This is a genomic window from Streptomyces sp. NPDC047974 (assembly GCF_040653375.1).
GTDB lineage: Bacteria > Actinomycetota > Actinomycetes > Streptomycetales > Streptomycetaceae > Streptomyces.
Genome location: NZ_JBEZNU010000001.1, coordinates 442,046 through 464,568 on the forward strand (window position 1 = coordinate 442,046; position 22,523 = coordinate 464,568).

The following is a 22,523-nucleotide window of genomic DNA, read 5'->3' on the forward strand; positions in this document are numbered from 1 at the left end:
GCAGCGGGACGGGTCGCCGCCCGGAAGGAGTCGGGGGGCCGGGGCACGGCGGCGGGCGCCGCGCCCCGGCGGGCCGTCAGGGGAAGCTGACGACGGTGGAGGGCACGGTCGAGGTGCCGGCGGGGATGGTGGACGCCCCGGTGTCGTTGATGACGTGGTTGTAGTGGCCCATGCCGCCGAGGGAGACCACCAGGAGGCTGTGGAACTTCACCCCGGGCTTGACGGGCGCCTTGAAGCCGTGGTCCTGGACGATCGTCGGGTCCACGTTGTAGTTGCAGTAGCTGCCGAGTCCCCACGCCTCGTGGGTGTTCACCGAGTCGTCGACGCGGTAGGCGGCGTAGCCCTTGGTGGCGCCGTTCTGGATGGCGGCCTGGTCGGGGGCGTCGTACGCCTTCTCGTTCTGGTAGAAGATGGTGCGGCCGCGCTCGCCGTACCACTCGACGTCGTACTTGTTGAAGTGCTCGACGAAGAGGCCGGTGGCGAGGACGTCGTCGCCGTGGACGCGGACGCCGTAGTCGGCGCGGTTGGTCTCCCAGCCGACCCCGTCACCGTGGTCGGCGCGCCAGACCCAGGTGTGGTCGACGATGACGTCGTCGCTGTTGACGACCATGCTGGTGGTGGCCTTGCCGGGGCCGGCGCCGCCGATGCGGATGTAGACGTCCTGGACGGTCGTCGGGTTGGCGGCGTGGTCGGTGGCGGAGTTCTGCGGGCCGAGCTCCAGCAGGACCGGGGAGTTGACCGGGCCGGCGTCGACGAGGAAGCCGGCGAGGCGGACGCCGTCGACGTCGGCGACCTTCATGGCGGCGACGCCGTTGTCCGGGATGATCGTGGCGAGACCGAGGCCGAGCACGATGGTGTTCGCGCGGTCGATCTCGATCGGCCGGTCGACGTGGTAGACGCCGGGCGTGAAGAGCAGGTGCAGGCCCTGCTGGACGGCCTGGTTCATGGTCGCGGCGGTGGTGCCGGGCTTGACGACGTAGAACTGGGTCAGCGGGATCTTCTCGCCCTGCGGGGTGCCGTTCGCCCAGGTGGTGCCGCGGGCGTTGGTCCGCTTGGCCGGGGAGAAGACCTTGTACTGGTTGTCCTCCCAGATCAGGTACGGCTTCTCGCGCGAGATCGGGGTGGTGTCCAGGGTGGTGTAGCGCGGCTCGGGGAAGGAGGTCGCGGGCGCGCCCTCGGTACCGGAGAAGGTCTGGTTCCAGACGCTGTTGGACCAGCCGCCGATCGTGCTGTCGCGGGTGTACCACTGCTGCTGCGAGTAGTTGCCGACCTGGCCGTCGATCTTGGAGTCGGCGATGTAGCCGCCGGAGGCCCAGCCGTAGCCGTTGGGGGCGAGGTTGAGGCCGCCCTTGACGTGCATGCGGCGGAAGGAGGACGCCTGGGAGACGGCCCACCGGTCGGTGCCGTTGACCGGGTTGAGGGCGAGGCCCTCGGCGCCGCGCCAGAAGTTCTGGGTGGCGTTGCCGTTGAACCAGCCGGCGTCGACGGTGACGTCGCCGTTGATGGTGGTGTCGTCGGGGCGGACGCCGAGGCCGGCGATCTGGGTGTAGAAGCCGAGCTGGGCGTTGAGGCCGTTGTACGTGCCGGGCTTGAGGAGGAAGGCGTGGCGGCCCGCGCCGAACTGGGCGGACTCCTGCTCCTGGAAGACGGCGTCCAGCTTGGCCTGGAGGCCGGGCGTGGACGGGTCGTAGACGTGCACGTTGGGGCCGAGGTCGCCGCCGCCGGGCAGCGTCGGGCCGGTGCCGTCGGTGGAGCCGTACACCTGGAACTCCCAGAGGGAGTAGCCGTATCCGGTGCCGCGGGTCAGGCCGTTCATGCGGACGTAGCGGCCGGAGCCGGAGAGGGCGACCTCGTCCGTGCCGCCGTCGCCGGCGGAGACGGCGGTGACGGTGCGCCAGTCGGTGCCGTTGTCGGAGGCCTGGATCTCGTAGCCCTTGCCGTAGGCGGCCTCCCAGGTGAGGACGGCCCGGCTGAGCTGCCGGCTGGCACCGAGGTCGACCTGGAGCCACTGGGGGTCCTGCCACTGGCTGGCCCAGCGGGTGCCGAGGTCGCCGTCGACGGCGGCGGAGGCGGGGAAGACGGCCCCTTCGAGGGAGGAGGCGGTGGCCGTCTTCCCCTGGGAGAGGAGGGCCTCGGCGGCCTGGGCCGCGGTCGTGGGGACGACCGCGAGCAGGGTGCCGGCCAGGGCGGCGACGAGGGCGCCGGCCGTGGAGCGGCGGAGTGCGGGGGTGGGGCGCCGGCGAGCCGGCGGGGACCCAACGGGGGACATAAGTCTCCTCGGTGAAACGTGGCGGACACGTGGGAGAGCGCTCTCCCGAAACCTTGCACGGGCCCGGAGTTGACGGTCAAGCCATACGACACGACTTTTCTTTTGGCTTGCATTAAGCATCGATCACCCAGGGGTCCCGGAGAGCGCGGACGTGCCGACCACCGGACGGACCGCACCGATAAAGTGCGTGGATGGGGAATCGAGGACCCACCCTGGAGGACGTCGCGCGCGAGGCGGGGGTGTCGCGCGCGACCGTGTCCCGGGTGGTCAACGGCGTGCGGAACGTGGCTCCGGAGATCCAGCGGGCGGTGCGCGAGGCCATCGCCCTCACCGGATACGCGCCGAATCAGGCCGCCCGCTCCCTGGTGACCCGGCGCACCGGCGCCGTCGCCCTGGTGCTGTCGGCCACGGGCGGCTCGTTCACCGCCCGGCTCTTCTCCGACCCCTTCTTCGGACGGGTCGTCGACGGCGTCCTCCCGGTGCTCCGCGAGCGCGCCGTGCAGCCCGTGCTGCTGGTCGCGGAGTCCGAGCCGGCCCGGGCGCAGCTCGTCGACTACCTGCGGCGCGGCGGGGCCGACGGCGCGCTGGTGGTGCCGCTCGACGAGGACGACCCGCTGCCCGGGATGCTCGTCGCGGCCGGACTCCCGACGGTGCTCTTCGGCAGCCCCGGCGCCGGCGTCGGCTACGGCTGGGTGGACCTGGACAACGCGGCGGGCGCCCGGCTGGCCGCCGACCGCCTGTGGGCGTCCGGGCGGCGGCGCCCCGCGACGATCGCGGCGCCCGTGACGGCCCCGGCCGCGCGCGCCCGCCTCGACGGCTTCACGGCGGCGCTCGCGGCCCGGGGCGTGACCGACGTGCCGGTCGAGCACGGGCTCTTCACCGAGGAGAGCGGCCGGGAGGCGATGGCCCGGCTGTGGCGGCGCGACCCGGGGATCGACGGGGTGTTCGCGGCGAACGACCTGATGGCGCGGGGCGCCTGCCGCTTCCTCGCGGAGCGGGGCGTGGCGGTCCCCGAGCGGGTGGCGGTGATCGGCTTCGACGACTCGGTGGCGGCCCGGGCGTCCGCTCCCCCGCTGACGACCGTGCGGCAGCCGGTGGAGGAGATGGCCTCGGCGATGACCCGGCTGCTCCTGGCCCGCCTGGACCCGGGCACGCCGGAGACCGGTTCGCGGGTCTTCGAACCGGTCCTGGTCGTACGGGAGTCGGCCTGACCCGGGAGGGCCGGGCAGGCCCGGAAGACCGCCCCCCTGACGGCAGGGGCGGCCTTCCGGGCGGTCGGGGGTGCCGGTCGGTCAGCCGCGCAGGTCGCGGTGGGCGCGGATGAGTTCCGCGTAGCGGCGGCCGCTGGTCTTCAGGGTGCGCTTCTGGGTGGCGTAGTCGACGTGGACGAGGCCGAAGCGCTTGTCGTAGCCGTAGGCCCACTCGAAGTTGTCCAGGAGCGACCAGGCGTAGTAGCCGGCGAGCGGGGCGCCCTTGCGGACGGCGCTCGCGCAGGCGGCGAGGTGCTGCTCCAGGTAGCGGGTGCGGTCGGGGTCGTGGACGGCGCCGTCGGGGCCGGTGGTGTCGGGGAAGGCGGAGCCGTTCTCGGTGACGTACAGCTCGCGGACGCCGTACTCCTCGGTGAGCCGCAGCAGCAGGCTCTCCAGGCCGGCCGCCTCGATCTGCCAGTCCATGCCGGTGCGGGGCACGTCGGGGAGGCGGACCTCGCGGGCGTACGGGACGGGGCCCTCGGGGTCGTCGGCGACGGTGACCGGGAAGTAGTAGTTGAGGCCGTGCCAGTCGAGCGGGGCGGCGATGGTCTCCAGGTCGCCGGGCTTCTCGGGGAGTTCGACTCCGTACAGCTCGCGCATGTCGGCGGGGAAGCCCCTGCCGTACACCGGGTCGAGCCACCAGCGGTTGCCGTGGCCGTCCGCGCGGCGGGCGGCGGCGAGGTCCTCGGGGCGGCTGGAGGCCGGCTCGACGGTGGAGTGGTTCGTGACGAGGCCGACGCGGGCGCCGGGCGCGGCGGCCCGGATCGCGGCGGTGGCGAGGCCGTGGCCGAGGAGCAGGTGGTACGAGGCGCGGACGGCGGCCGTCAGGTCGGTGAGGCCCGGGGCCATCCGGCCCTCCAGGTGGCCGATCCAGGCCGAGCAGAGCGGTTCGTTGAGGGTGGCCCAGCGGGTGACGCGGTCGCCGAGCCGGTCGGCGACGACGGAGGCGTAGGCGGCGAGGTGCTCGGCGGTCTCGCGGGAGGTCCAGCCGCCCCGGTCCTGGAGGGCCTGCGGCAGGTCCCAGTGGTAGAGGGTGACGTTCGGGGTGATGCCCGCGTCGAGGAGGCCGTCGACGAGCCGGTCGTAGAAGTCGAGTCCGGCGGCGTTCACGGGCCCGTCGCCGCCGGGGAAGACCCGGGGCCAGGCGATCGACATCCGGTAGGTGTCGGTGCCGAGCTCCTTCATCAGGGCGAGGTCCTCGGGCCAGCGGTGGTAGTGGTCGCAGGCCGTGTCGCCGGTGTCGGCGTTGTCGATGGCGCCGGGCACGCGGCAGAAGGTGTCCCAGATGGAGGGGGCGCGGCCGTCCTCGGCGACGGCGCCCTCGATCTGGTAGGCGGAGGTGGCCGTGCCCCAGGCGAAGGAGGGCGGGAAGGCCGCCAGGTCGATCGGGGCGGCGGTGGGGTCGGACACGGGGTGCCTTTCTGCGGTACGAGGCTGGGGGCGGGACGGGGGACGCAGGCGGTCCTGGCGCCGGGCGGCGGTCACTTGACCGCGCCCGCGGTGAGGCCTGCGACGAGGTAGCGCTGGAGGAGGAGGAAGCCGGCGACGACGGGGACGCTCACCACGAGGGAGGCGGCCATCACCTGGTTCCAGTAGACGTCGTTCTGGGTGGCGTAGCCCTGGAGCCCGACGGCGAGCGTGCGGGTGGTGTCGTTGGTCATGACGGAGGCGAAGAGGACCTCGCCCCAGGCGGTCATGAAGGCGTAGACGGCGACGGCGACGATGCCGGGGCGCGCGGCGGGCACGATCACCCGGAAGAGCGCGCGGATCGGGCCGCAGCCGTCGACCTTCGCCGCCTCGTCGAGCTCGCGCGGGATCGAGTCGAAGTACCCGGTGAGCATCCAGATGGAGAAGGGCAGCGAGAAGGTCAGATAGGTGAGGATCAGGCCCTCGCGGGAGCCGAAGAGGGCGAGTCCGGTGGCGTTGCCGATGTTGACGTAGATGAGGAAGAGCGGCAGCAGGAAGAGGATGCCGGGGAACATCTGCGTCGACAGGACGGTGACGGTGAAGACCCGCTTGCCGCGGAAGGTGTAGCGGCTGACGGCGTACGCGGCGAAGATCGCGACGGCCACGGAGAGGACGGTGGCGGCGCCGGAGACGACGAGCGAGTTCACGAAGTAGTCGGCGAGCGGCACCGTGTCCCAGATGTCCGCGTACGGGCGCAGGGTGAGCCCGGACGGGATCCACTCGAACTTCCCGGAGACGTCCTCCAGCGGCTTCAGCGAGCTGGAGACCATCACGTACACCGGCAGCAGGACGAAGCCGGCGAGGAGGGCGAGGACGATCCGCCGGGTCCACAGGAAGGACCGGGGCGGGGCCATCGGGGAGCGCGGACGGGCGGCGCGGGCGTGGGCGGCGTCAGACATCGGAGGTCTTCCTTCCGCGGGTGGTGAGCAGGAGGTAGACGCCCGTGACGAGGAGGAGGAAGAGCAGCAGGAGCACGGACATGGCCGAGCCGGTGCCGAAGTTCCAGGTCTGGAAGGACGACTGGTAGATGTGGAGCGAGATGAGGTCCGCCGCTTCGGGGGCCGCCTCGCCGAAGAGGACGAACGGCGTGTTGAAGTCGTTGAAGGTCCACAGGAAGAGGACCAGGACGAGGACCTGGTTGACGGAGCGCAGGGACGGCAGGGTGATGTGCCGGATCTGCTTCCAGATGCCGGCGCCGTCGAGGGCGGCGGCCTCGTACATGTCGCGGGGGATGTTCTGGAGCCCGGCCATGACGGTGAGGAAGGCGAAGGGCCAGCCCTTCCACACGGAGACGGCGAGCAGGGCCCAGAAGCTGTTGTCCCCGATGAGCCAGAAGGCGGGGCTGTCGCCGATGCCGAGCTGGTCGTGGAGGAAGTGGTTGATGAGGCCGTTGTCGCGCTGGAACATGAAGGCCCAGGTGATGACGGCGGCGTAGACGGGCAGCGCGTACGGGACGAGGAAGAGGGTGCGCAGGAAGCCCCGGCCGCGGAAGTTCTCCTGGAGGAGGATCGCGGCGGCCGTGCCCAGCAGCCAGCACAGGCCGACGGAGAGCAGGGTGAACTGGCAGGTGGTGAGGAAGGACTTGAGCAGCGACTGTCCGACGGCCCCGTCGAAGTCGATCGAGACCGAGAAGTTGTCCAGTCCGGCCCAGGGGGCGGAGGCCCAGTCGCGGATGTAGAACTGGGTGAGTTCCTTGAAGCTCATGCCGATGCCCATGAGCATCGGCACCAGGTGCACCAGGAGTTCGAGCAGCAGCGCGGGCAGGAGCAGCAGGTAGGGCAGTGCGAGGCGGCGGCGCCCGGAGCGGCGCGCGGTGGGCGCCCCTCCGGGTGCGGCCTTGCGCACCGCCGGCTCCCGCGCGGGGGTGACGGCGGTCTGGGTCATGGGGCCGGTGCCTACTTCTTCGGCATCTGCTGCTGGGCCTTGTCGAGCTTGGCCTTGACGGACTCGGTGGTGACGGGCCGGCCGGCGGCGGCGTCGGCGAAGAGCTCCTTGACGGCGGTGCCCACGACGGTCTCGAACTGCGACTCCTCCGGGACCTGCGGGAGCGCGGCGGCGCTGGTGGCGAGGGTGTCGCGGATGACGGCGAGGGACGGGCCGGAGAAGGCGGCGTCCTTCTGGGCGGTCTTGACCGGCGGCACGGAGCCGTAGGTCTTGTTGAGGGCCGTCTGCTCCTCGTCGCTGGTCATGAACTTCACGAACTTCAGGGCGCCGTCGAGGTTCTTGGTGTTCTTGAAGACGGCGAGGTTGATGCCGGCGACCATCGAGTTGGTGGCGGTGCCGGTGCCCGGCTTGCCGGCGGCGACGGGGGCCGGGACGACGCCCCACTCGTCCTCGCTCATGCCCTGGGAGGCGAAGGTCTGGGACGGGGTCTGCCAGAGGACCATGCCCGTCTTGTCCTTGGCGAAGTCGCTGAGGGACTGGTTCTGGGCGTACTCGGCGTTGCCCGGGGCGACGATCTTGTGGACGGCCATGAGGTCGACGTACTGCTTGACGGCGGCGACGGCGCCGTCGGAGGTGAAGTCCGGCTTGCCGTCGGCGGTGAAGAAGTCGGCGCCGTGCTGCTTGCCGAGGACGAAGACCTGGTGGATGTTGTTGGAGAGGTTGGAGCCCTCGACGCCGATGCCGGACTTGCCGTCCGCGCCGAGCTTCTTGCCGGCGTCGATCACCTCGTCCCAGGTCGTCGGCGGCTTGGCTATGCCGGCGTCCTTGAACATCTGCTTGTTGTAGTAGAGGGCGTAGGCCATCGAGTAGAGCGGGACGGCGGCCGGGTCCTTGCCGGGGGCGCCGGTGGAGCCGAGCGCGGAGTCGACGAAGCGGTCCTTGCCGCCGATGGCGTCGAAGTTCTTCGCGTCCCAGGGGAGGAGGGCTCCGGTGGCCTGGAGGGAGGCGCTCCACGTGTTGCCGATGTTGAGGACGTCCGGGCCCTGGCCGGAGGTGGTGGCCGTGAGGATCCGGTTGAGGAGGTCGGACCACGGGATCACCTCCAGCTTCACCTCGATGCCGGTGCGCCGCTCGAACTCGTCCAGCTCGGGCTGGAGGACCTTCTTGTCGACCTCCAGGCTGGAGCCCTGGTTGGAGGCCCAGTAGGTGAGGGTCTTCGTCGCCTGGCCGCCGCCGTCCTCCCCGCCGCCGCCACAGGCGGTCGCGGTGAGCACGAGGGAGAGGGTGACGGCACCCGTGACGGCGGCTCTGATTCTGCGCATGGCTCCTGGTCCCTTTCAGGGAAGGCGGGAGGACCGACAGGGGGAGCGCCCGGACCGCTCTCCGCCGCGTCGGCTTAATTTAGGATGTGAGTTAAACCCCATGAGAAGGTCGCGTCAAGGCTTGTCGTGCGGGTATGTTGCAGCGGACGACTACGAGGGGCGGGGACGAGAGTGCACGCGAAGAGTGGCCGCACGGTGCGCGACCTGCGGCGCGAGAACCGGGCTGCGGTGCTGCGCAGGCTCTACTTCGACGGGCCGATGAGCCGGCTGATGCTGGGCCCCGCGACCGGCCTCTCCTCCGGCTCGATCAGCAACGTGGTCGCCGAGCTGGTCGCGGAGGGCCTCGTCGAGGAGGCCGGCAGCGTCGACTCGGCGGGCGGACGCCCCCGCACCCTGCTGCGGATCGCCCCGGGCAGCGGCTGCATGATCGGCGTCGACATCGGCGAGACGCGGGTCCGGATCGAGCTGTTCGACCTCGCGCTCACGGAACTGGCCCGCACGGAACGCCCGTTGGCGACGTCGGGCCCGCGGACGGGGCGGTACGAGGTCGGGGTCGTCGTCTCCCACCTCCGCGACGGCATCGCGGAGGTCCTGCGCGCGGCCGAGGTCCCCGCGGAGCGGCTGCTCGGCGTCGGGATCGGCGTCCCGGGCATCGTCGAGCACACCGACGCGGACGGGGCGGTGGTGCACGGCCAGACCATCGGCTGGGACGCCGTCCCGCTGGAACGGCTGCTGCGCGAGGCCGTCGACCTGCCGCCGGAGGTCCCGTACCGCATCGACAACGGCGCCAAGACCCTCGGCCAGGCCGAGATGTGGTTCGGCGCCGGCCGGGGCGCCCGCAGCGCCGTCGTCGTCCTCTTCGGCTCCGGCGTCGGCGCCTGCGTCGTCACGGACCCGCTGGGCCCCGGGCGCGCCCTGGAATGGGGCCACCTCACGGTCCGCGTCCGCGGCCGCCGCTGCCGCTGCGGGGCCCAGGGCTGCCTGGAGGCGTACGCGGGCGCGGAAGCCCTCCTCGAACGCTGGCGCGAGGCCGGCGGCCTGCCGCCGGAGGGCGCGGACGAGGAGACGGCACTGACTGCGATGCTCGCGGCGGCGTATCCGGCCGACGCCGGACCCCACCGACCCGGGGGCGGCCCGCCCCCGGCGGAAGCGGCCGACGGCGAGCCGCACGACGGCGACCGGGCCGGGGACGGGGACGGGACGGGGACGGTCGAGGCCGCTGCGCAGCCGGTCGGGACGGGTCCGGGGACGGCCGGAGTCAGGACCGGGACCGGGACCGGGACGGGTCCGGCCGGCGACCGGGCCGTGGCGGCCGGAGTCGGAGCCGGCGCGGCGGGAAGCCGAGTGGGGGCCGGGTCGGCCGGGGCGCGGCCCGATGCGGCGGCGGTCGTCGTGCTCGACGAGACCGCCGAGTACCTCGGGGCCGGGCTGGCCGATCTGATCAACCTGTTCCAGCCCGAGCGGATCCTCGTGGGCGGCTGGGCCGGGCTCCAGCTCGGGTCGCGGTTCCTCGCGGCCGTGTCCTCGTACGCCCGCGCGTACGCGCTGCGGCACCCCGGCGGACGGACGGAGATCGCGCTCGGCACGCTCGGGCCCGAGGCGGTGACGGTCGGGGCGGGGCTCCTGCCGCTGGTCGACTTCTTCGCCCAGGGCGGGCGCCGCCCCGAGCGGGCGCCGAGCATCCCGGCGCCCGCCTGGCAGACCGCGCTGCGGGACCGCGTCTCCACCTGAGAGGCGGCCCGCACCGGCTACGCGTAGGGGTCAAAGGTGATGCCGGCCGGCTTCGCCTTCGCCAGGTGGTCGGCGAAGCTGCCGTCCTTCAGGCCGAAGTGGGCGCTGCCGAAGTCCGCCTGGCCGAGCTTCTCGCGGATGCCGGCCGGATAGCCGTCCCAGCCGACGAGCGCGGGGAACTGCCAGGTGCCCTGGTGGTTCTCCGGCGGCTCGTCGTTGCCGTTGGCGGCGCGGAAGCAGTGCGTGCCGATCCCGTCCTTGTGGTAGACGACCTTCGGGTGGGTGCCGTCCCAGCGGATGGCGTCCCGGCCGTGGACGGTGAAGGACCCGTGGTTCGAGGTGGACACGTACCGCGCCTGTCCGTCCTGGATCCAGACGACGACGTGCTCCCAGTCGTGGCGGTGGCCGCCGAGGCCGCTGCCCCAGACCGCCTGGTCCTTCTCGAAGTACAGGCCGTAGAGGACGGCGCACCAGCCGTTGTTGCACCGCGCGCGGGAGTAGCCGTTGGTGTTGGTGAGGTCCCAGGAGTCCCGGCACTGGCTGTTGACCGTGCCGGAGGGGTTGAGCCCGGGGTTGAGGGTGCCGTCCGGGCCGATGGCGGCCGTCGAGTAGCAGCCGTCGGTGTCGTAGTCGTACGCCGGCTGGTAGGTCTGCTCCAGGGCGGACGCGTTCGCGGGCAGCGCCGGCGGCGGGGCGGCGAGGGCGGTGCCCGGGACCGCGAGGAGGAGGGCGAGGGCGCTGCCGAGGACGGCGGCCCCCTTCGTGACGCGACGCGAGGTCTTCAACTCCGGCTCCCTGGTGGGGTCGAGGTGATGGGGGGTGGGGGTCGCACCGCCTGCCGGACGGTGGACCGGACGATCGCGCGCTGACATGCCCATTCCAAGTCGCCTCCAAACGGCCCGCAACCACCCGGCGGAAGGAGGCGTCCTGATCAGAGGTGCTGGGGGAAGACCGGGGGAAGACCGGGGGAAGGCCGGGGAAAGGACGCATGGCGGTGGCGGGGCGGACGGGAAAACCGAGGGCGCGACGGCTGCGGCGGACGCCTGGGGGCGAGCGCCGTCCCGGCCGGCTGCTCGCCGCTCTCGGCGCGGTGACCGCCGCGCTGCTCGCGCTGCACCGCTGCCTGCCGAACACCCCGGGGCGGCTGGGCAGTCTGCTGGAGACCTACCTGTTCTGGCTGGGCCCGCTCACCGCGCTGCTCCTCCTCTGCGCGGCGGTGCGGCGCGCCCGCACGGCGCTGCTCGTCCTGCTCCTGCCGGCCGTGGTCTGGGCCGCCGCCTTCGGTCCGCTGCTGCTGCCCGCGGGGCCGCCCGGCCCGCGCGAGCTGACCGTCGTCCAGCACAACGTCGCCGACGACAACGCCGATCCGGCCGGTACGGCCCGGGCCCTGGCGGACTCCGGCGCCGACCTGATCGCCCTCCAGGAGCTGGTCGACCCGGCCCTCGCGGTCTACCGCCGGGAGCTCGCGCCCCGCTACCCGTACCACTCCGTGCGGGGCACGGTCGGCCTCTGGTCCCGCCACCCGCTGGGCACCGCCCGGGCGCTGGACATCAGGCCGCGGGACATCACGGAGCCGTGGCAGCGGGCGCTGCGGGCCGAGGTGCGCACCCCGTACGGAGAGGTCGCGGCGTACGTCGTCCACCTGCCGTCCGTACGCCTCGGGGCCACCGGTCTCGCGTCGGCCCGGCGCGACGAGAGCGCCGCCCGCCTGGGACGGATCCTGGCAGCGGAGCGCTCCGCGCGGGTGATCCTCGCCGGCGACCTCAACGGCACCGTCGACGACCGCGGCCTGGCCCCGGCGACCTCGCGCCTCGGCGCCCCCGAGCGGGGCCTCGCCCTGAGCTACCCGGCCGCGCTTCCGGCGGCCCGGATCGACCAGGTCCTCGCGCGCGGCGGACGCGTGCCCGCGATCCGCGCGCTCCCCGCCACCGGAAGCGACCACCTGCCGGTACTGGCCCGGGTCGCGCTGGACGCGGACGCGTAGCCGATCCGCGCGGTCCGGGCGGGGGCCGGGCGGGCGAGCGGGCGGTCCCGGCTCACACGGCGGCGTGGTGGAGGGCGTCGAGGGCGGCCAGTTCGTCCTCGGGGAGGCGCAGCGCGCCGGCCGCCACGTTCTCCTCCAGGTGGCCGAGGTCGCCGGTGCCGGGAATGGCCAGGACGTGGGGACCGCGGTGCAGCGTCCACGCCAGCCGGACCTGGGCGGTGCTCACCCCGTGGGCGCGGGCGACGGCCTCCACCGTGCCGTGGTCGCGCGCGGGTGCGCCGGCCTGGCGTCCGTCGCCGGCGATCGAGTAGAACGGCACGAAGGCGATGCCCTGTTCGCCGCAGAGGCGCAGGAGCGCGTCCCGGTCGGGCGAGAAGCCGATGCCGTAGACGTTCTGGACGCAGACGACCGGTGCGATGGCCTGGGCCTCGGCGAGGTGGTGCGGGCGGATGTTGGACAGTCCCAGGTGGCGGATGAGGCCGGCGTCGCGGAGTTCGGCGAGCGCGCCGAAGCGGTCGGCGATCGAGTCGGTGCCGACGATGCGGAGGTTGACCACGTCGAGGTGGTCGCGGCCGAGCCGGCGCAGGTTCTCCTCGACCTGGCCGCGCAGCTGCCCGGGGGTGGCGTGCGGCAGCCAGTGACCCGAGGGACCGCGGCCCGGTCCGACCTTGGTGGCGATGACGAGGTCGTCCGGGTAGGGCGCGAGGGCGCGGTCGATCAGTTCGTTGGCGCAGCGCAGCGACGAGAAGTAGAAGGCGGCGGTGTCGAGGTGGTTCACGCCGAGGTCGACCGCCCGGCGCAGTACCGCGATCGCCTGGTCGCGGTCGCGCGGGAGGGCGCCGGGGGCGAACGCCTCGCCGTGCTGCGGCAGGCGCATCGTGCCGAATCCGATGCGGCGGACCGTGCGGTCGCCGAGCTGCCAGGTGCCCGACGCGGACGCGTCGGTCGTCTGTGTGGTCATGGCGGGATGATCGGCGCGCGGTAGCCTGTCAGGCCATTGATTCACGCATGTCCGAATCCACAGGGGGGCCGTGTGGCGGAGCTGGCGTTCTCGGCGAACGACCTCGCGCAGGTGCGGTTCGCCGTCTCGCCGATGTGGGAGGTCGCGCCCAGCTTCCGGCTGCTCGCGTCCGACACGGCGCATCCGGTCCACCGCGCCTGGGTCGAGCAGGTGCGTCCCCGGGTGGTGGCCGCCGGGCTGGACCGGGGGTGGCTGGCCGAGCTGATCGGCCCGTCCGGCTACGTGCCCGACTTCCTCAACCCGGCCCCCGCGGGACCCGCGCCCACCGCGGCGGCCGAGTGGGACGCGATCTCGGCGACGCCCGTCGAGCGCGTACGCCAGGACCTCGACCACCTCGCCCGCCACCAGGGGCGGCTCGGCCCCCGGCTCGCGGGCCTGCGCGCGGATCCGGCCGCCCGGCTGCCCCGGCTCGCCCAGGAGCTCGAAACGTACTGGGACGTGGCACTCGCCCCGTACTGGGCGCGGATCAGGGCGGTCCTGGACGCCGACGTGTTCCACCGGGCCCGCACCCTCGCCGAGCACGGCGCCGGCCGGCTCTTCAACGACCTGCACGCCTCGGTGAGCTGGGACGACAACGCGCTCACCCTGACCCGCCGGAAGCGCGGCATGCCCCGTCGGTCCGCGGGCGCGGGCCTGCTGCTCGTCCCCTCCGCGTTCACCGGCCCCGGTCTGCGCACCCGGGTGCGGCCGCCCGACCCGCCGCAGATCGCCTATCCGGCCCGGGGCGTCGGCGCGCTGTGGGAGCCGCGGCACGCGACCGGTGCCCGGGCGCTCGACGCGGTCCTCGGCCGCTCACGGACGCTGCTGCTGACCGAACTGGGGTCTCCGGCCTCCACCACCGAGCTGGCCCGCCGCACCGGACTCTCACCGGCCGGGGTGTCCCAGTGCCTCACCGCCCTGCGCCACGCCGGCCTGGTCAGTGCGCACCGCGCGGGCCGCTCCGTCCTCTACGCCCGCACCGCCGCCGCCGAGATCCTCCTCGAAGCCGCCTCCGGCTGAGGCGGTGCGGGTCCGGCCGCGGTCGTCGCCGGCGGGAGGCGGATCGGGTCACCCGGCCACCGTAACCTCCCGAACGCGCCCGGCCCCGTGGGCCGTTGCCCGAGCCGTCAGGGCGGGCTGCCGCTTCGGGACTTGGAGGCGGGAGGGGTTGACGGGGGCTCGGCGCCTCCATAAGTTCACAGCTTGATAAAAGGCTTGCCGCCTTGTGGGACACGTGCGGACTCGGGCGGGCCGGGTCCGGACGGCAGCGCGGCACCGCCTCGACGAAAGGGTTGTCAGGTGCAACTCAAGCTCCTACGGGGTGCACGTCCCCGGTCCCTCGCCGCCCTCCTCACCGGCGCCCTCGTGGCGACGGGCCTGGTCCTCACCGCGCCCGGCACCGCGCAGGCCGCCGGCGAGCGGGTGGACGTCTGGCTCACCACCACCTCCGACGCCGGAGGCCGTACGGTCACACGGGGACTCGCCCCGCAGGCCCCGCTCGCCTTCGGACCGGCCGGCGGCGGCGCGAGCCACACCATCACCGTCGACGAGTCCACCACCTACCAGCAGTTCGAGGGCGGTGGCGCCTCGATCACCGACACCACCGCCCACCTCTTCCGCGGCGGGGCGATCAGCGCCGCCACCCGCGACGAGGTGATGCGCAAGCTCTTCTCCCCCACCGACGGCATCGGGCTCTCCTTCGTCCGCAACCCCATCGGCGCCTCCGACCTCTCCCGGCCGGGGAACGTCTCCCTCGACGACACCTGCTGCGACCTGAACGACTTCGGCGCCAACGGCTACGACACGAACGTCCGGCTGCTGACCGCGCAGGCCGAGCAGCTGAACCCGGCGCTGCGGGTCAAGGGCGTGCCGTGGAGCGCGCCGGGCTGGATGAAGGACAACGGCCGGATGGACCAGATGGGCTGGCTGAAGTGGGAGCACTACCCCACGTACGCCCAGTACCTGGTCAAGTACATCCAGAGCTACCAGGCGGCCGGCGTCGAGGTCGACTACCTCTCGGTGCAGAACGAGCCGAACTGCTGCCAGGCCGGCAACCCCACCGCCATGAACTACCCGGGCATGAGCTGGAACCCGTCCGGGCTCGTCGAGTTCACCAAGAACCACGTCTACCCGGCCTTCCGGGCCGCCGGGATCACCACCAAGGTCCTGGTCCACGACTGGAACTACGGCGACTACGCCGGCTTCGGCGCCGCGATCCTCGGTGACGCGGGCGTCCGGAACGACCCGCTCTTCGGCGGCATCGCCTGGCACGGCTACTTCGGCGACCCCGCCGTCGGCAGCCAGGTCCACGACCAGTACCCGAGCGTGCGGCAGTTCAGCACCGAGCACTCCGGCGGCACCTGGATCGGGAACCAGCACAACGAGGACCTGAAGGACATCGTCTCGTACGCCCGCAACTGGAGCAGCAGCCTGGTCAAGTGGAGCCTGGCGCTCAACCAGGACATGGGCCCGCACAACGGTGGCTGCGGCACCTGCACCGGTCTGGTCACCGTGCAGGAGGGCGGCGCCCGGGCCGGGCAGGTCGACTACACGGTCGAGTACTACACGACCGGTCACCTCACCAAGTTCGTGAAGCCGGGGGCGTACCGGATCGCCTCGACCGACAACGCCACCGTGCAGAACGTCGCCTGGCGCAACCCCGACGGCTCCAAGGCGCTCATCGCGCACAACGGCGGCGGCTCCGCGCAGTCCGTCCGCGTCGACTGGGGCGGCCAGTCCTTCACGTACACCCTGCCCGCCCGCACCACCGCCACCTTCACCTGGGCGGGGACCCCGGGGGCGGGCGCGCCCGCCGGGCCGCTGACCGGGCTCGCGGGCAAGTGCCTGGACGTGGCCGGCGCGTCGAGCGCCGACGGCACCGCCGTCCAGCTGTACACCTGCAACGGCACGTCCGCCCAGCGGTGGACGCTCGCCGCGGACGGCACGGTCCGCGCGCTCGGCAAGTGCCTCGACGTCACGGGGGGCGCCACCGCCGACGGGACCAAGGTGCAGTTGTACACGTGCAACGGGACCGGGGCCCAGCGGTGGCGCTACGACGCCACCACCCACGACGTGGTGAACACCGCCGCCGACAAGTGCCTGGACGTCACGGGCAACACCTCGGCCGACGGCACGCGGGCGCAGATCTGGTCCTGCACCGGCGCCGCCAACCAGAAGTGGACCCACCAGCCGTCCTGACCGCCTCCCCTCCCCCGTCCTCAGGAGAACCCATGCCACACCGGCACCACCGGCGCAGAGCGCGCCGCCACCGCACCCTGGCCGCCACCGCCGTCACCGCACTGATCGCCGGGCTCGTCGGGGCCGTCCCCAGCGCCGCCGCACCCACCGCCGACGAGCCGGCTCCCCGGACCGTCGACCGCTTCGAGGGCGAGGTGCCCTTCGCGAACCCGCCCGCAGAGGGGATCTTCACCTGGGGCAGCGACACCGACGACCACCCGGCGCTCACGCTCGCCGAGCGGGCCGACGCCCCCGAGGGGAGCAAGGTCCTCGAAGGCCGCTACGACATCAGCGGCTGGGGCGGCTTCACCCATGACTTCGCCTTCGACCTGCCGGCCCAGGACTGGACCGCCCACGGCGGCATCCGCTTCTGGTGGTACGGGCAGAACACCGCGCCGCTGCCGCCCGGCTCGGGCAAGCGGATCGCCTTCGAGCTGAAGGACGGCGGTGCGAACGGCGAGGCGTCCGAGCTGTGGACGACCTCCTTCACCGACGACTGGGAGGGCTGGCACCTCGTCGAACTCCCCTTCTCCTCGTTCCGGTACCGCGCCGACTACCAGCCGGTCGGCGGCATCGACCAGATCCTCGGCCTCGACCGGATGTGGGGGTACGCGCTGACGCTGCCGACGGGCGCACCGGGCTCCTTCGCGCTCGACGGGGTGGAGCTGTACGGGAAGGCCGAGCCGGCGCTGACCACCCAGGTGGTCACGGGGGCGGCCGTGCACCCGGTGGCGGAGGGCTCCACCGCCCGGATCGACGTCACCGTGAACACGACGGGCGCGGTGCCCACCGGCGAGCCGGTCACCGTCACGTACGCGACGGACGACTCCGGTCCGGCCGCGGCGGGGAAGGACTACCGGCCGGTCGCCGGCAGCTTCGTCCTGCCGGCCGGGACGCCCTCCGGCACCACCCGCTCGATCACCGTGGAGACGCTGAAGGACCGCGCCGGCGAGGCCGCCGAGACGATCCCGGTGAAGCTCACGGTCGAGGGCGCCAAGGCGCCCGCCGAGGACCCGGTCGTCGTGGTGGACGCGCACGGCCTTCCGTACCTCGACAAGCGGCTCCCGGTGGAGCGGCGGGTCGCGGACCTGCTGTCCCGGATGACGCTCGCCGAGAAGGCCGGGCAGATGACCCAGGCCGAGCGGAACGCGCTGCGGGCCCCGGGCGACATCGCCGGGTACGCGCTCGGTTCGCTGCTCTCCGGCGGCGGCTCGGTGCCCACCCCGAACACGCCCGAGGCGTGGGCGCGGATGGTCGACGGCTACCAGCTGCGCACCCGGGCGACCCGGCTCCAGATCCCGCTGGTCTACGGCGTGGACGCGGTGCACGGGCACAACAACGTCGCCGGGGCGACGATCATGCCGCACAACATCGGCCTCGGCGCCTCCCGCGACCCCGCGCTCGCCGCGCGGACCGGCGCGGTCACCGCGAAGGAGGTACGGGCGACCGGCGTCCCGTGGGACTTCGCGCCGTGCCTGTGCGTGACCCGGGACGAGCGCTGGGGACGGTCGTACGAGGCCTTCGGCGAGGACCCGGCCCTGGTGACCGCGATGGAGACGGTGATCCAGGGGATGCAGGGCGCCGCCGACGGGCGGGACCTGGACCGCAACGACAAGGTGCTGACCAGCGCCAAGCACTTCGTGGGCGACGGCGGCACCGGGTTCGGGTCGTCGACGACGGGCTCGTACACGATCGACCAGGGCGTCACCCGGGTCACCCGTGAGGAGCTGGAGGCGGTGCACCTGGCGCCGTTCGCGGAGGCGGTGAAGCGCGGCGCGGGCACGGTCATGCCCTCGTACTCCTCGGTCGACGTCATCGGGGACGACCTCGGCCCGGTGAAGATGCACGCCAACGCCGAGCTGATCAACGGGGTCCTGAAGGACCGGATGGGCTTCGAGGGCTTCGTCATCAGCGACTGGCAGGCCATCGACCAGATCCCCGGCGACTACCCCAGTGACGTGCGGACCTCGGTCAACGCGGGCCTCGACATGATCATGGTGCCGACGAACTACCAGGAGTTCACCCGGACCCTGGTCGCCGAGGTCGAGGCGGGCCGGATCCCGGTCTCCCGGATCGACGACGCGGTGGCCCGGATCCTCACCCAGAAGTTCCGGCTCGGGCTGTTCGAGAAGCCGTACGCGGACACCACCCACCTCCCCTCGGTCGGCTCGGCCGAGCACCGGGCGATGGCCCGCGAGGCGGCGGCCGCCTCCCAGGTGCTGCTGAAGAACGACGGCGGGGTGCTGCCGCTGAAGCCGGAGCAGAAGGTGTACGTGGCCGGCTCCAACGCCGACGACCTGGGCAACCAGACCGGCGGCTGGACGATCAGCTGGCAGGGCTCCTCCGGGAAGCGGACCACCGGCACGACGATCCTCGAAGGGATGCGGAAGGCCGCGCCCGGGCTGACGTACTCCCAGGACGCCACCGCGCCGGTGGAGGGGTACGACGCCGGGGTCGTGGTGGTCGGCGAGACGCCGTACGCGGAGGGCGTCGGGGACGTCGGCAACGGCCACGACCTGGAGCTGAGCGCCGCCGACAAGGCGGCGGTCGACCGGGTGTGCGCGGCGATGCCGTGCGCGGTGCTCGTCGTCTCCGGGCGGCCGCAGCTGATCGGCGACCGGCTGCCGGGGATCGAGGCCCTGGTGGCGTCCTGGCTGCCGGGCACCGAGGGCGACGGCGTCGCGGACGTGCTCTTCGGCCGGAAGCCCTTCACCGGGCAGCTGCCCGTGACCTGGCCCCGCTCGGAGGCGCAGCTGCCGATCAACGTCGGCGACTCCTCCTACGACCCGCAGTTCCCGTACGGCTGGGGGCTCACCACCCTGACGGCGGCACCGAAGGGCGGCGAGACCGCCCTGAAGGCGCTCGGGCTCACGGCCCGGGTGCTCCAGGCGGCCGGCCGGGGCGATTCACCCGAGGCGCGGCGTCTGGTGGCCCGGGCCCGGCTGCTGGTGCAGGATCGCATCGGGCAGCGGGTCACGGCGGCGGTGGCGAAGCCCTTCGCCGAGGCCGACCACCGGCTGCTCTCCGGTGACCCGGCGGGCGCGGTGGCGCAGCTGACCGCGGCCTACCGGGCGGCCGGCTGAGCGCGGGGCCCGGTGGACCGGCCTCACGCGAGACCGGTCCACCGGGCCCGTCCCGGGCCGCTCCCGGACCGTCACCGAAGCCTCGCATTGCATAGCCATGCGGATTGATGCATACTATTGCCATGTCCAAGGTTCTCACCTCCCTTCCCGTCGGCGAGCGCGTCGGCATCGCCTTCTCCGGTGGTCTCGACACCTCCGTCGCGGTCGCGTGGATGCGTGACAAGGGCGCGGTGCCCTGCACGTACACCGCCGACATCGGCCAGTACGACGAGCCCGACATCGCCTCGGTGCCCGGGCGCGCCAAGACCTACGGCGCCGAGGTGGCCCGCCTGGTCGACTGCCGCGCCGCGCTGGTCGAGGAGGGGCTCGCCGCCCTCACCTGCGGCGCCTTCCACATCCGCTCCGGCGGCCGCGCCTACTTCAACACCACCCCCCTGGGCCGCGCCGTCACCGGCACCCTCCTGGTGCGGGCGATGATGGAGGACGACGTCCAGATCTGGGGCGACGGCTCGACCTTCAAGGGCAACGACATCGAGCGGTTCTACCGCTACGGCCTGCTGGCCAACCCGCACCTGCGGATCTACAAGCCGTGGCTGGACGCCGACTTCGTCACCGAGCTCGGCGGCCGCAAGGAGATGTCGGAGTGGCTCGTCGCCCACGACCTCCCCTACCGGGACTCCACCGAGAAGGCGTACTCCACCGACGCCAACATCTGGGGCGCCACCCACGAGGCGAAGACCCTGGAGCACCTGGACACCGGCGTCGAGACCGTCGACCCGATCATGGGCGTGCGGTTCTGGGACCCGACGGTCGAGATCGCCCCCGAGGACGTCACGATCGGCTTCGAGCAGGGCCGCCCGGTCAGCATCAACGGCAAGGAGTTCGCCTCCGCCGTCGACCTGGTCATGGAGGCCAACGCCATCGGCGGCCGGCACGGCCTGGGCATGTCCGACCAGATCGAGAACCGGATCATCGAGGCCAAGAGCCGCGGCATCTACGAGGCCCCCGGCATGGCGCTGCTGCACGCCGCCTACGAGCGGCTCGTCAACGCCATCCACAACGAGGACACCCTCGCCCAGTACCACAACGAGGGCCGCCGGCTCGGCCGCCTCATGTACGAGGGCCGCTGGCTGGACCCGCAGGCCCTGATGATCCGCGAGTCGCTCCAGCGCTGGGTCGGCGCCGCCGTCACCGGCGAGGTCACCCTGCGGCTGCGGCGCGGCGAGGACTACTCGATCCTCGACACCACCGGCCCCGCCTTCAGCTACCACCCGGACAAGCTGTCCATGGAGCGCACCGAGGACTCCGCCTTCGGCCCGCTGGACCGGATCGGCCAGCTGACCATGCGGAACCTCGACATCGCCGACTCCCGCGCCAAGCTGGAGCAGTACGCCGGCATCGGCCTCATCGGCACCGGCGGCCCCGCCATCGGCGCCGCGCAGGCCGCCGCCACGGGCCTCATCGGCTCGATGCCCGAGGGCGGCGCCGAGGTGATCGCCTCGCGCGGCGAGACCCCCGACAGCGAGGAGACGGCGCTCGACCGCGCCGCCATGGAGTCCGGCACCGACTAGTCCCCGGCACTCCGAGCACCACCCGAGGAGGGGCGGCCCCGGCCGCCCCTCCTTCGCGTGTCCCCGTCGGGACCGCTCTTCCCGGTCAGCGGGAAACGGCTCCTGCGCCCGGCCGCCCCCGCCTGCGAGGCTCCCCTCCGTCGTGGATCCACGCAACGAGGACGGGACGGATCATGAGGGGCGCCGAGACTCTGGCCAGGCTCGCGGACTGGGCGGCGGAGAGGTACGGGGACGAGGAGGCCCTCGTCTTCGGCGGGGACCGCTGGACCTTCCGGGAACTGCGCGACCGCGTCGACGAGGCGGCGCGCGCGGTGATCGCACGGGGCGTGCGCCCCGGGGACGCGGTCGCCGTCTGGGCGCCGAACAGCGCCCGCTGGGTGGTGGCCGCGCTCGGCGCGGTGGCCGCCGGGGCCGTCCTCGTCCCCGTCAACACCCGCTACCGGGCGGCCGAGACCGCGGACATCCTGCGCCGCTCCCGCACCCGGCTGCTCTTCACCGAACACGACTTCCTGGGCACGGACTACCGCGCGCTGCTCGCCGGCTCCGGCGAGGAACTCCCGCTCCTGGAGCGGACGGTGGCCCTGCACTCCGACGACTGGCCGGAGTTCCTCGCGGCCGCCGGACAGGTCACCCCCGCCGAGCGCCTCGCCCGCTCGGCCGCCGTCCTCCCCGACGACCCCGCCGACGTCCTCTTCACCTCCGGGACCACCGGCCGGCCCAAGGGCGTCCCCTCCACCCACGGACAGAACCTGCGGGTGTACGACGCCTGGGCCCGCACGGTCACCCTGCGGCGCGGCGACCGCTACCTCCTGGTCAACCCCTTCTTCCACACCTTCGGCTACAAGGCGGGCGTCCTCGCCTGTCTGCTGCACGGGGCCACGATCGTCCCGGAGCCGGTCTTCGACGCGGCGACGGTCCTGCGCCGGATGCGGGACGAGCGGATCTCCGTCCTCACCGGGGCGCCCACCGTCTTCACCTCGCTCCTCCACCACCCCGACCGCGCCGCGTACGACCTCGGCGCGATGCGCATGGCGGTCACCGGCGCGGCCAACATCCCGACCGCGCTCATCGAGCAGATCAGGAACCACCTCGGCGCCCGGTCCGTCTCCACCGCCTACGGCCTGACGGAGGCGACCGGCGTGGTCGCGATCTGCCCGCCGCACGAGTCGCCCGAGACCCTCGCCCACACCTCCGGAACCGCCCTGGAGGGCACCGAGCTGCGCGTCGACGCCCCGCCCGGCGAGCCCGGCGAGATCCTCACCCGCGGCTTCCACGTGATGAGCGGCTACCTCGACGACCCCGGGGCCACCACCGAGACGGTCGACGCGGACGGCTGGCTGCGCACCGGCGACGTCGGCGTGCTCGACTCCCGCGGCTTCCTGCGGATCACCGACCGGCTGAAGGACATGTTCGTGGTCGGCGGGTTCAACGTGTACCCGGCCGAGGTCGAGCAGGTCCTGCGGAGCCATCCGGCCGTCCTCGACGCGGCCGTCGTCGGCGCGCCCGACGGACGGCTCGGCGAGGTCGGCGTCGCGTACTGCGTGCCCGCCGCCGGCGCCCGGATCGACGCCGCCGAACTGACCTCGTACACCCGTGAGCGCCTGGCCAACTTCAAGGCCCCGCGCGCCTTCCACACGCTCCCGGCCCTCCCCCACAACGCGGCGGGGAAGGTCGACAAGGGCGCCCTGCGACGGCTGGCGGGGAACCCCGCCGGCGGATGAGGAG

Annotated in this window: 15 protein-coding genes; 8 read left to right on the forward strand and 7 right to left on the reverse strand. The window is 73.2% G+C overall.

The window, feature by feature from the left end; all coding sequences use genetic code 11:
- Positions 1-76 precede the first annotated feature (76 nt).
- Complete coding sequence (locus AB0E19_RS01950; RefSeq protein ID WP_362171606.1) at positions 77-2,269, reverse strand: discoidin domain-containing protein; 2,193 nt, start codon at positions 2,267-2,269, stop codon at positions 77-79.
- Between the two features lie 191 nt (positions 2,270-2,460).
- Here AB0E19_RS01950 and AB0E19_RS01955 point away from each other — a divergent pair, with 191 nt between their 5' ends.
- Positions 2,461-3,480: a LacI family DNA-binding transcriptional regulator gene (locus AB0E19_RS01955; protein WP_362171609.1), complete on the forward strand. Its 1,020-nt coding sequence runs from the start codon at positions 2,461-2,463 to the stop codon at positions 3,478-3,480.
- Between the two features lie 81 nt (positions 3,481-3,561).
- On the opposite strand, the gene AB0E19_RS01960 is transcribed toward AB0E19_RS01955, so the two are convergent.
- The 4 genes from AB0E19_RS01960 to AB0E19_RS01975 form a co-directional block, all read right to left on the reverse strand.
- On the reverse strand, positions 3,562-4,929 hold the full coding sequence (locus AB0E19_RS01960; protein ID WP_362171612.1) for a GH1 family beta-glucosidase: 1,368 nt from the start codon (positions 4,927-4,929) through the stop codon (positions 3,562-3,564).
- A gap of 71 nt (positions 4,930-5,000) precedes the next feature.
- Positions 5,001-5,840, reverse strand: a complete 840-nt coding sequence (locus tag AB0E19_RS01965) for a carbohydrate ABC transporter permease (protein WP_362172307.1) — start codon at positions 5,838-5,840, stop codon at positions 5,001-5,003.
- Positions 5,841-5,877: 37 nt separating this feature from the next.
- A complete protein-coding gene (locus tag AB0E19_RS01970) occupies positions 5,878-6,870 on the reverse strand; it encodes a sugar ABC transporter permease (RefSeq protein ID WP_362171615.1) in 993 nt (330 codons plus the stop codon).
- Positions 6,871-6,881: 11 nt separating this feature from the next.
- Positions 6,882-8,192, reverse strand: coding sequence for an extracellular solute-binding protein (locus AB0E19_RS01975; protein ID WP_362171619.1), 1,311 nt, complete (start codon positions 8,190-8,192; stop codon positions 6,882-6,884).
- 171 nt (positions 8,193-8,363) lie between these two features.
- Here AB0E19_RS01975 and AB0E19_RS01980 point away from each other — a divergent pair, with 171 nt between their 5' ends.
- Positions 8,364-9,923, forward strand: coding sequence for an ROK family transcriptional regulator (locus AB0E19_RS01980; protein ID WP_362171622.1), 1,560 nt, complete (start codon positions 8,364-8,366; stop codon positions 9,921-9,923).
- A gap of 17 nt (positions 9,924-9,940) precedes the next feature.
- Here the strand turns inward: AB0E19_RS01980 and AB0E19_RS01985 are convergent, their stop codons facing one another.
- The gene (locus AB0E19_RS01985; RefSeq protein WP_362171625.1) at positions 9,941-10,708 is read right to left on the reverse strand and encodes an NPP1 family protein; all 768 of its coding nucleotides are present in this window, start codon (positions 10,706-10,708) and stop codon (positions 9,941-9,943) included.
- A 203-nt stretch (positions 10,709-10,911) separates the two neighbouring features.
- Between AB0E19_RS01985 and AB0E19_RS01990 the strand changes: the two genes are divergently transcribed.
- Positions 10,912-11,907 carry an endonuclease/exonuclease/phosphatase family protein gene (locus AB0E19_RS01990; RefSeq protein ID WP_362171628.1) on the forward strand — a complete coding sequence of 332 codons (996 nt, stop codon included), beginning with the start codon at positions 10,912-10,914 and terminating at the stop codon, positions 11,905-11,907.
- Between the two features lie 52 nt (positions 11,908-11,959).
- Here AB0E19_RS01990 and AB0E19_RS01995 read toward each other — a convergent pair whose 3' ends face one another.
- Complete coding sequence (locus tag AB0E19_RS01995) at positions 11,960-12,868, reverse strand: oxidoreductase (RefSeq protein ID WP_362171631.1); 909 nt, start codon at positions 12,866-12,868, stop codon at positions 11,960-11,962.
- 132 nt (positions 12,869-13,000) lie between these two features.
- Between AB0E19_RS01995 and AB0E19_RS02000 the strand changes: the two genes are divergently transcribed.
- The 5 genes from AB0E19_RS02000 (at position 13,001) to AB0E19_RS02020 (ending at position 22,519) form a co-directional block, all read left to right on the forward strand.
- Positions 13,001-13,927: a DUF5937 family protein gene (locus tag AB0E19_RS02000; protein WP_362172310.1), complete on the forward strand. Its 927-nt coding sequence runs from the start codon at positions 13,001-13,003 to the stop codon at positions 13,925-13,927.
- A gap of 345 nt (positions 13,928-14,272) precedes the next feature.
- Complete coding sequence (locus AB0E19_RS02005) at positions 14,273-16,105, forward strand: ricin-type beta-trefoil lectin domain protein (protein WP_362172313.1); 1,833 nt, start codon at positions 14,273-14,275, stop codon at positions 16,103-16,105.
- Between the two features lie 32 nt (positions 16,106-16,137).
- A complete protein-coding gene (locus tag AB0E19_RS02010; RefSeq protein ID WP_362171634.1) occupies positions 16,138-19,227 on the forward strand; it encodes a glycoside hydrolase family 3 N-terminal domain-containing protein in 3,090 nt (1,029 codons plus the stop codon).
- Between the two features lie 122 nt (positions 19,228-19,349).
- Positions 19,350-20,798, forward strand: coding sequence for an argininosuccinate synthase (argG, locus tag AB0E19_RS02015; RefSeq protein ID WP_362171637.1), 1,449 nt, complete (start codon positions 19,350-19,352; stop codon positions 20,796-20,798).
- Positions 20,799-20,971: 173 nt separating this feature from the next.
- Entirely contained in the window at positions 20,972-22,519 is a 1,548-nt protein-coding gene (locus tag AB0E19_RS02020; protein WP_362171640.1) for a FadD3 family acyl-CoA ligase, read from the forward strand.
- Positions 22,520-22,523: the final 4 nt, after the last annotated feature.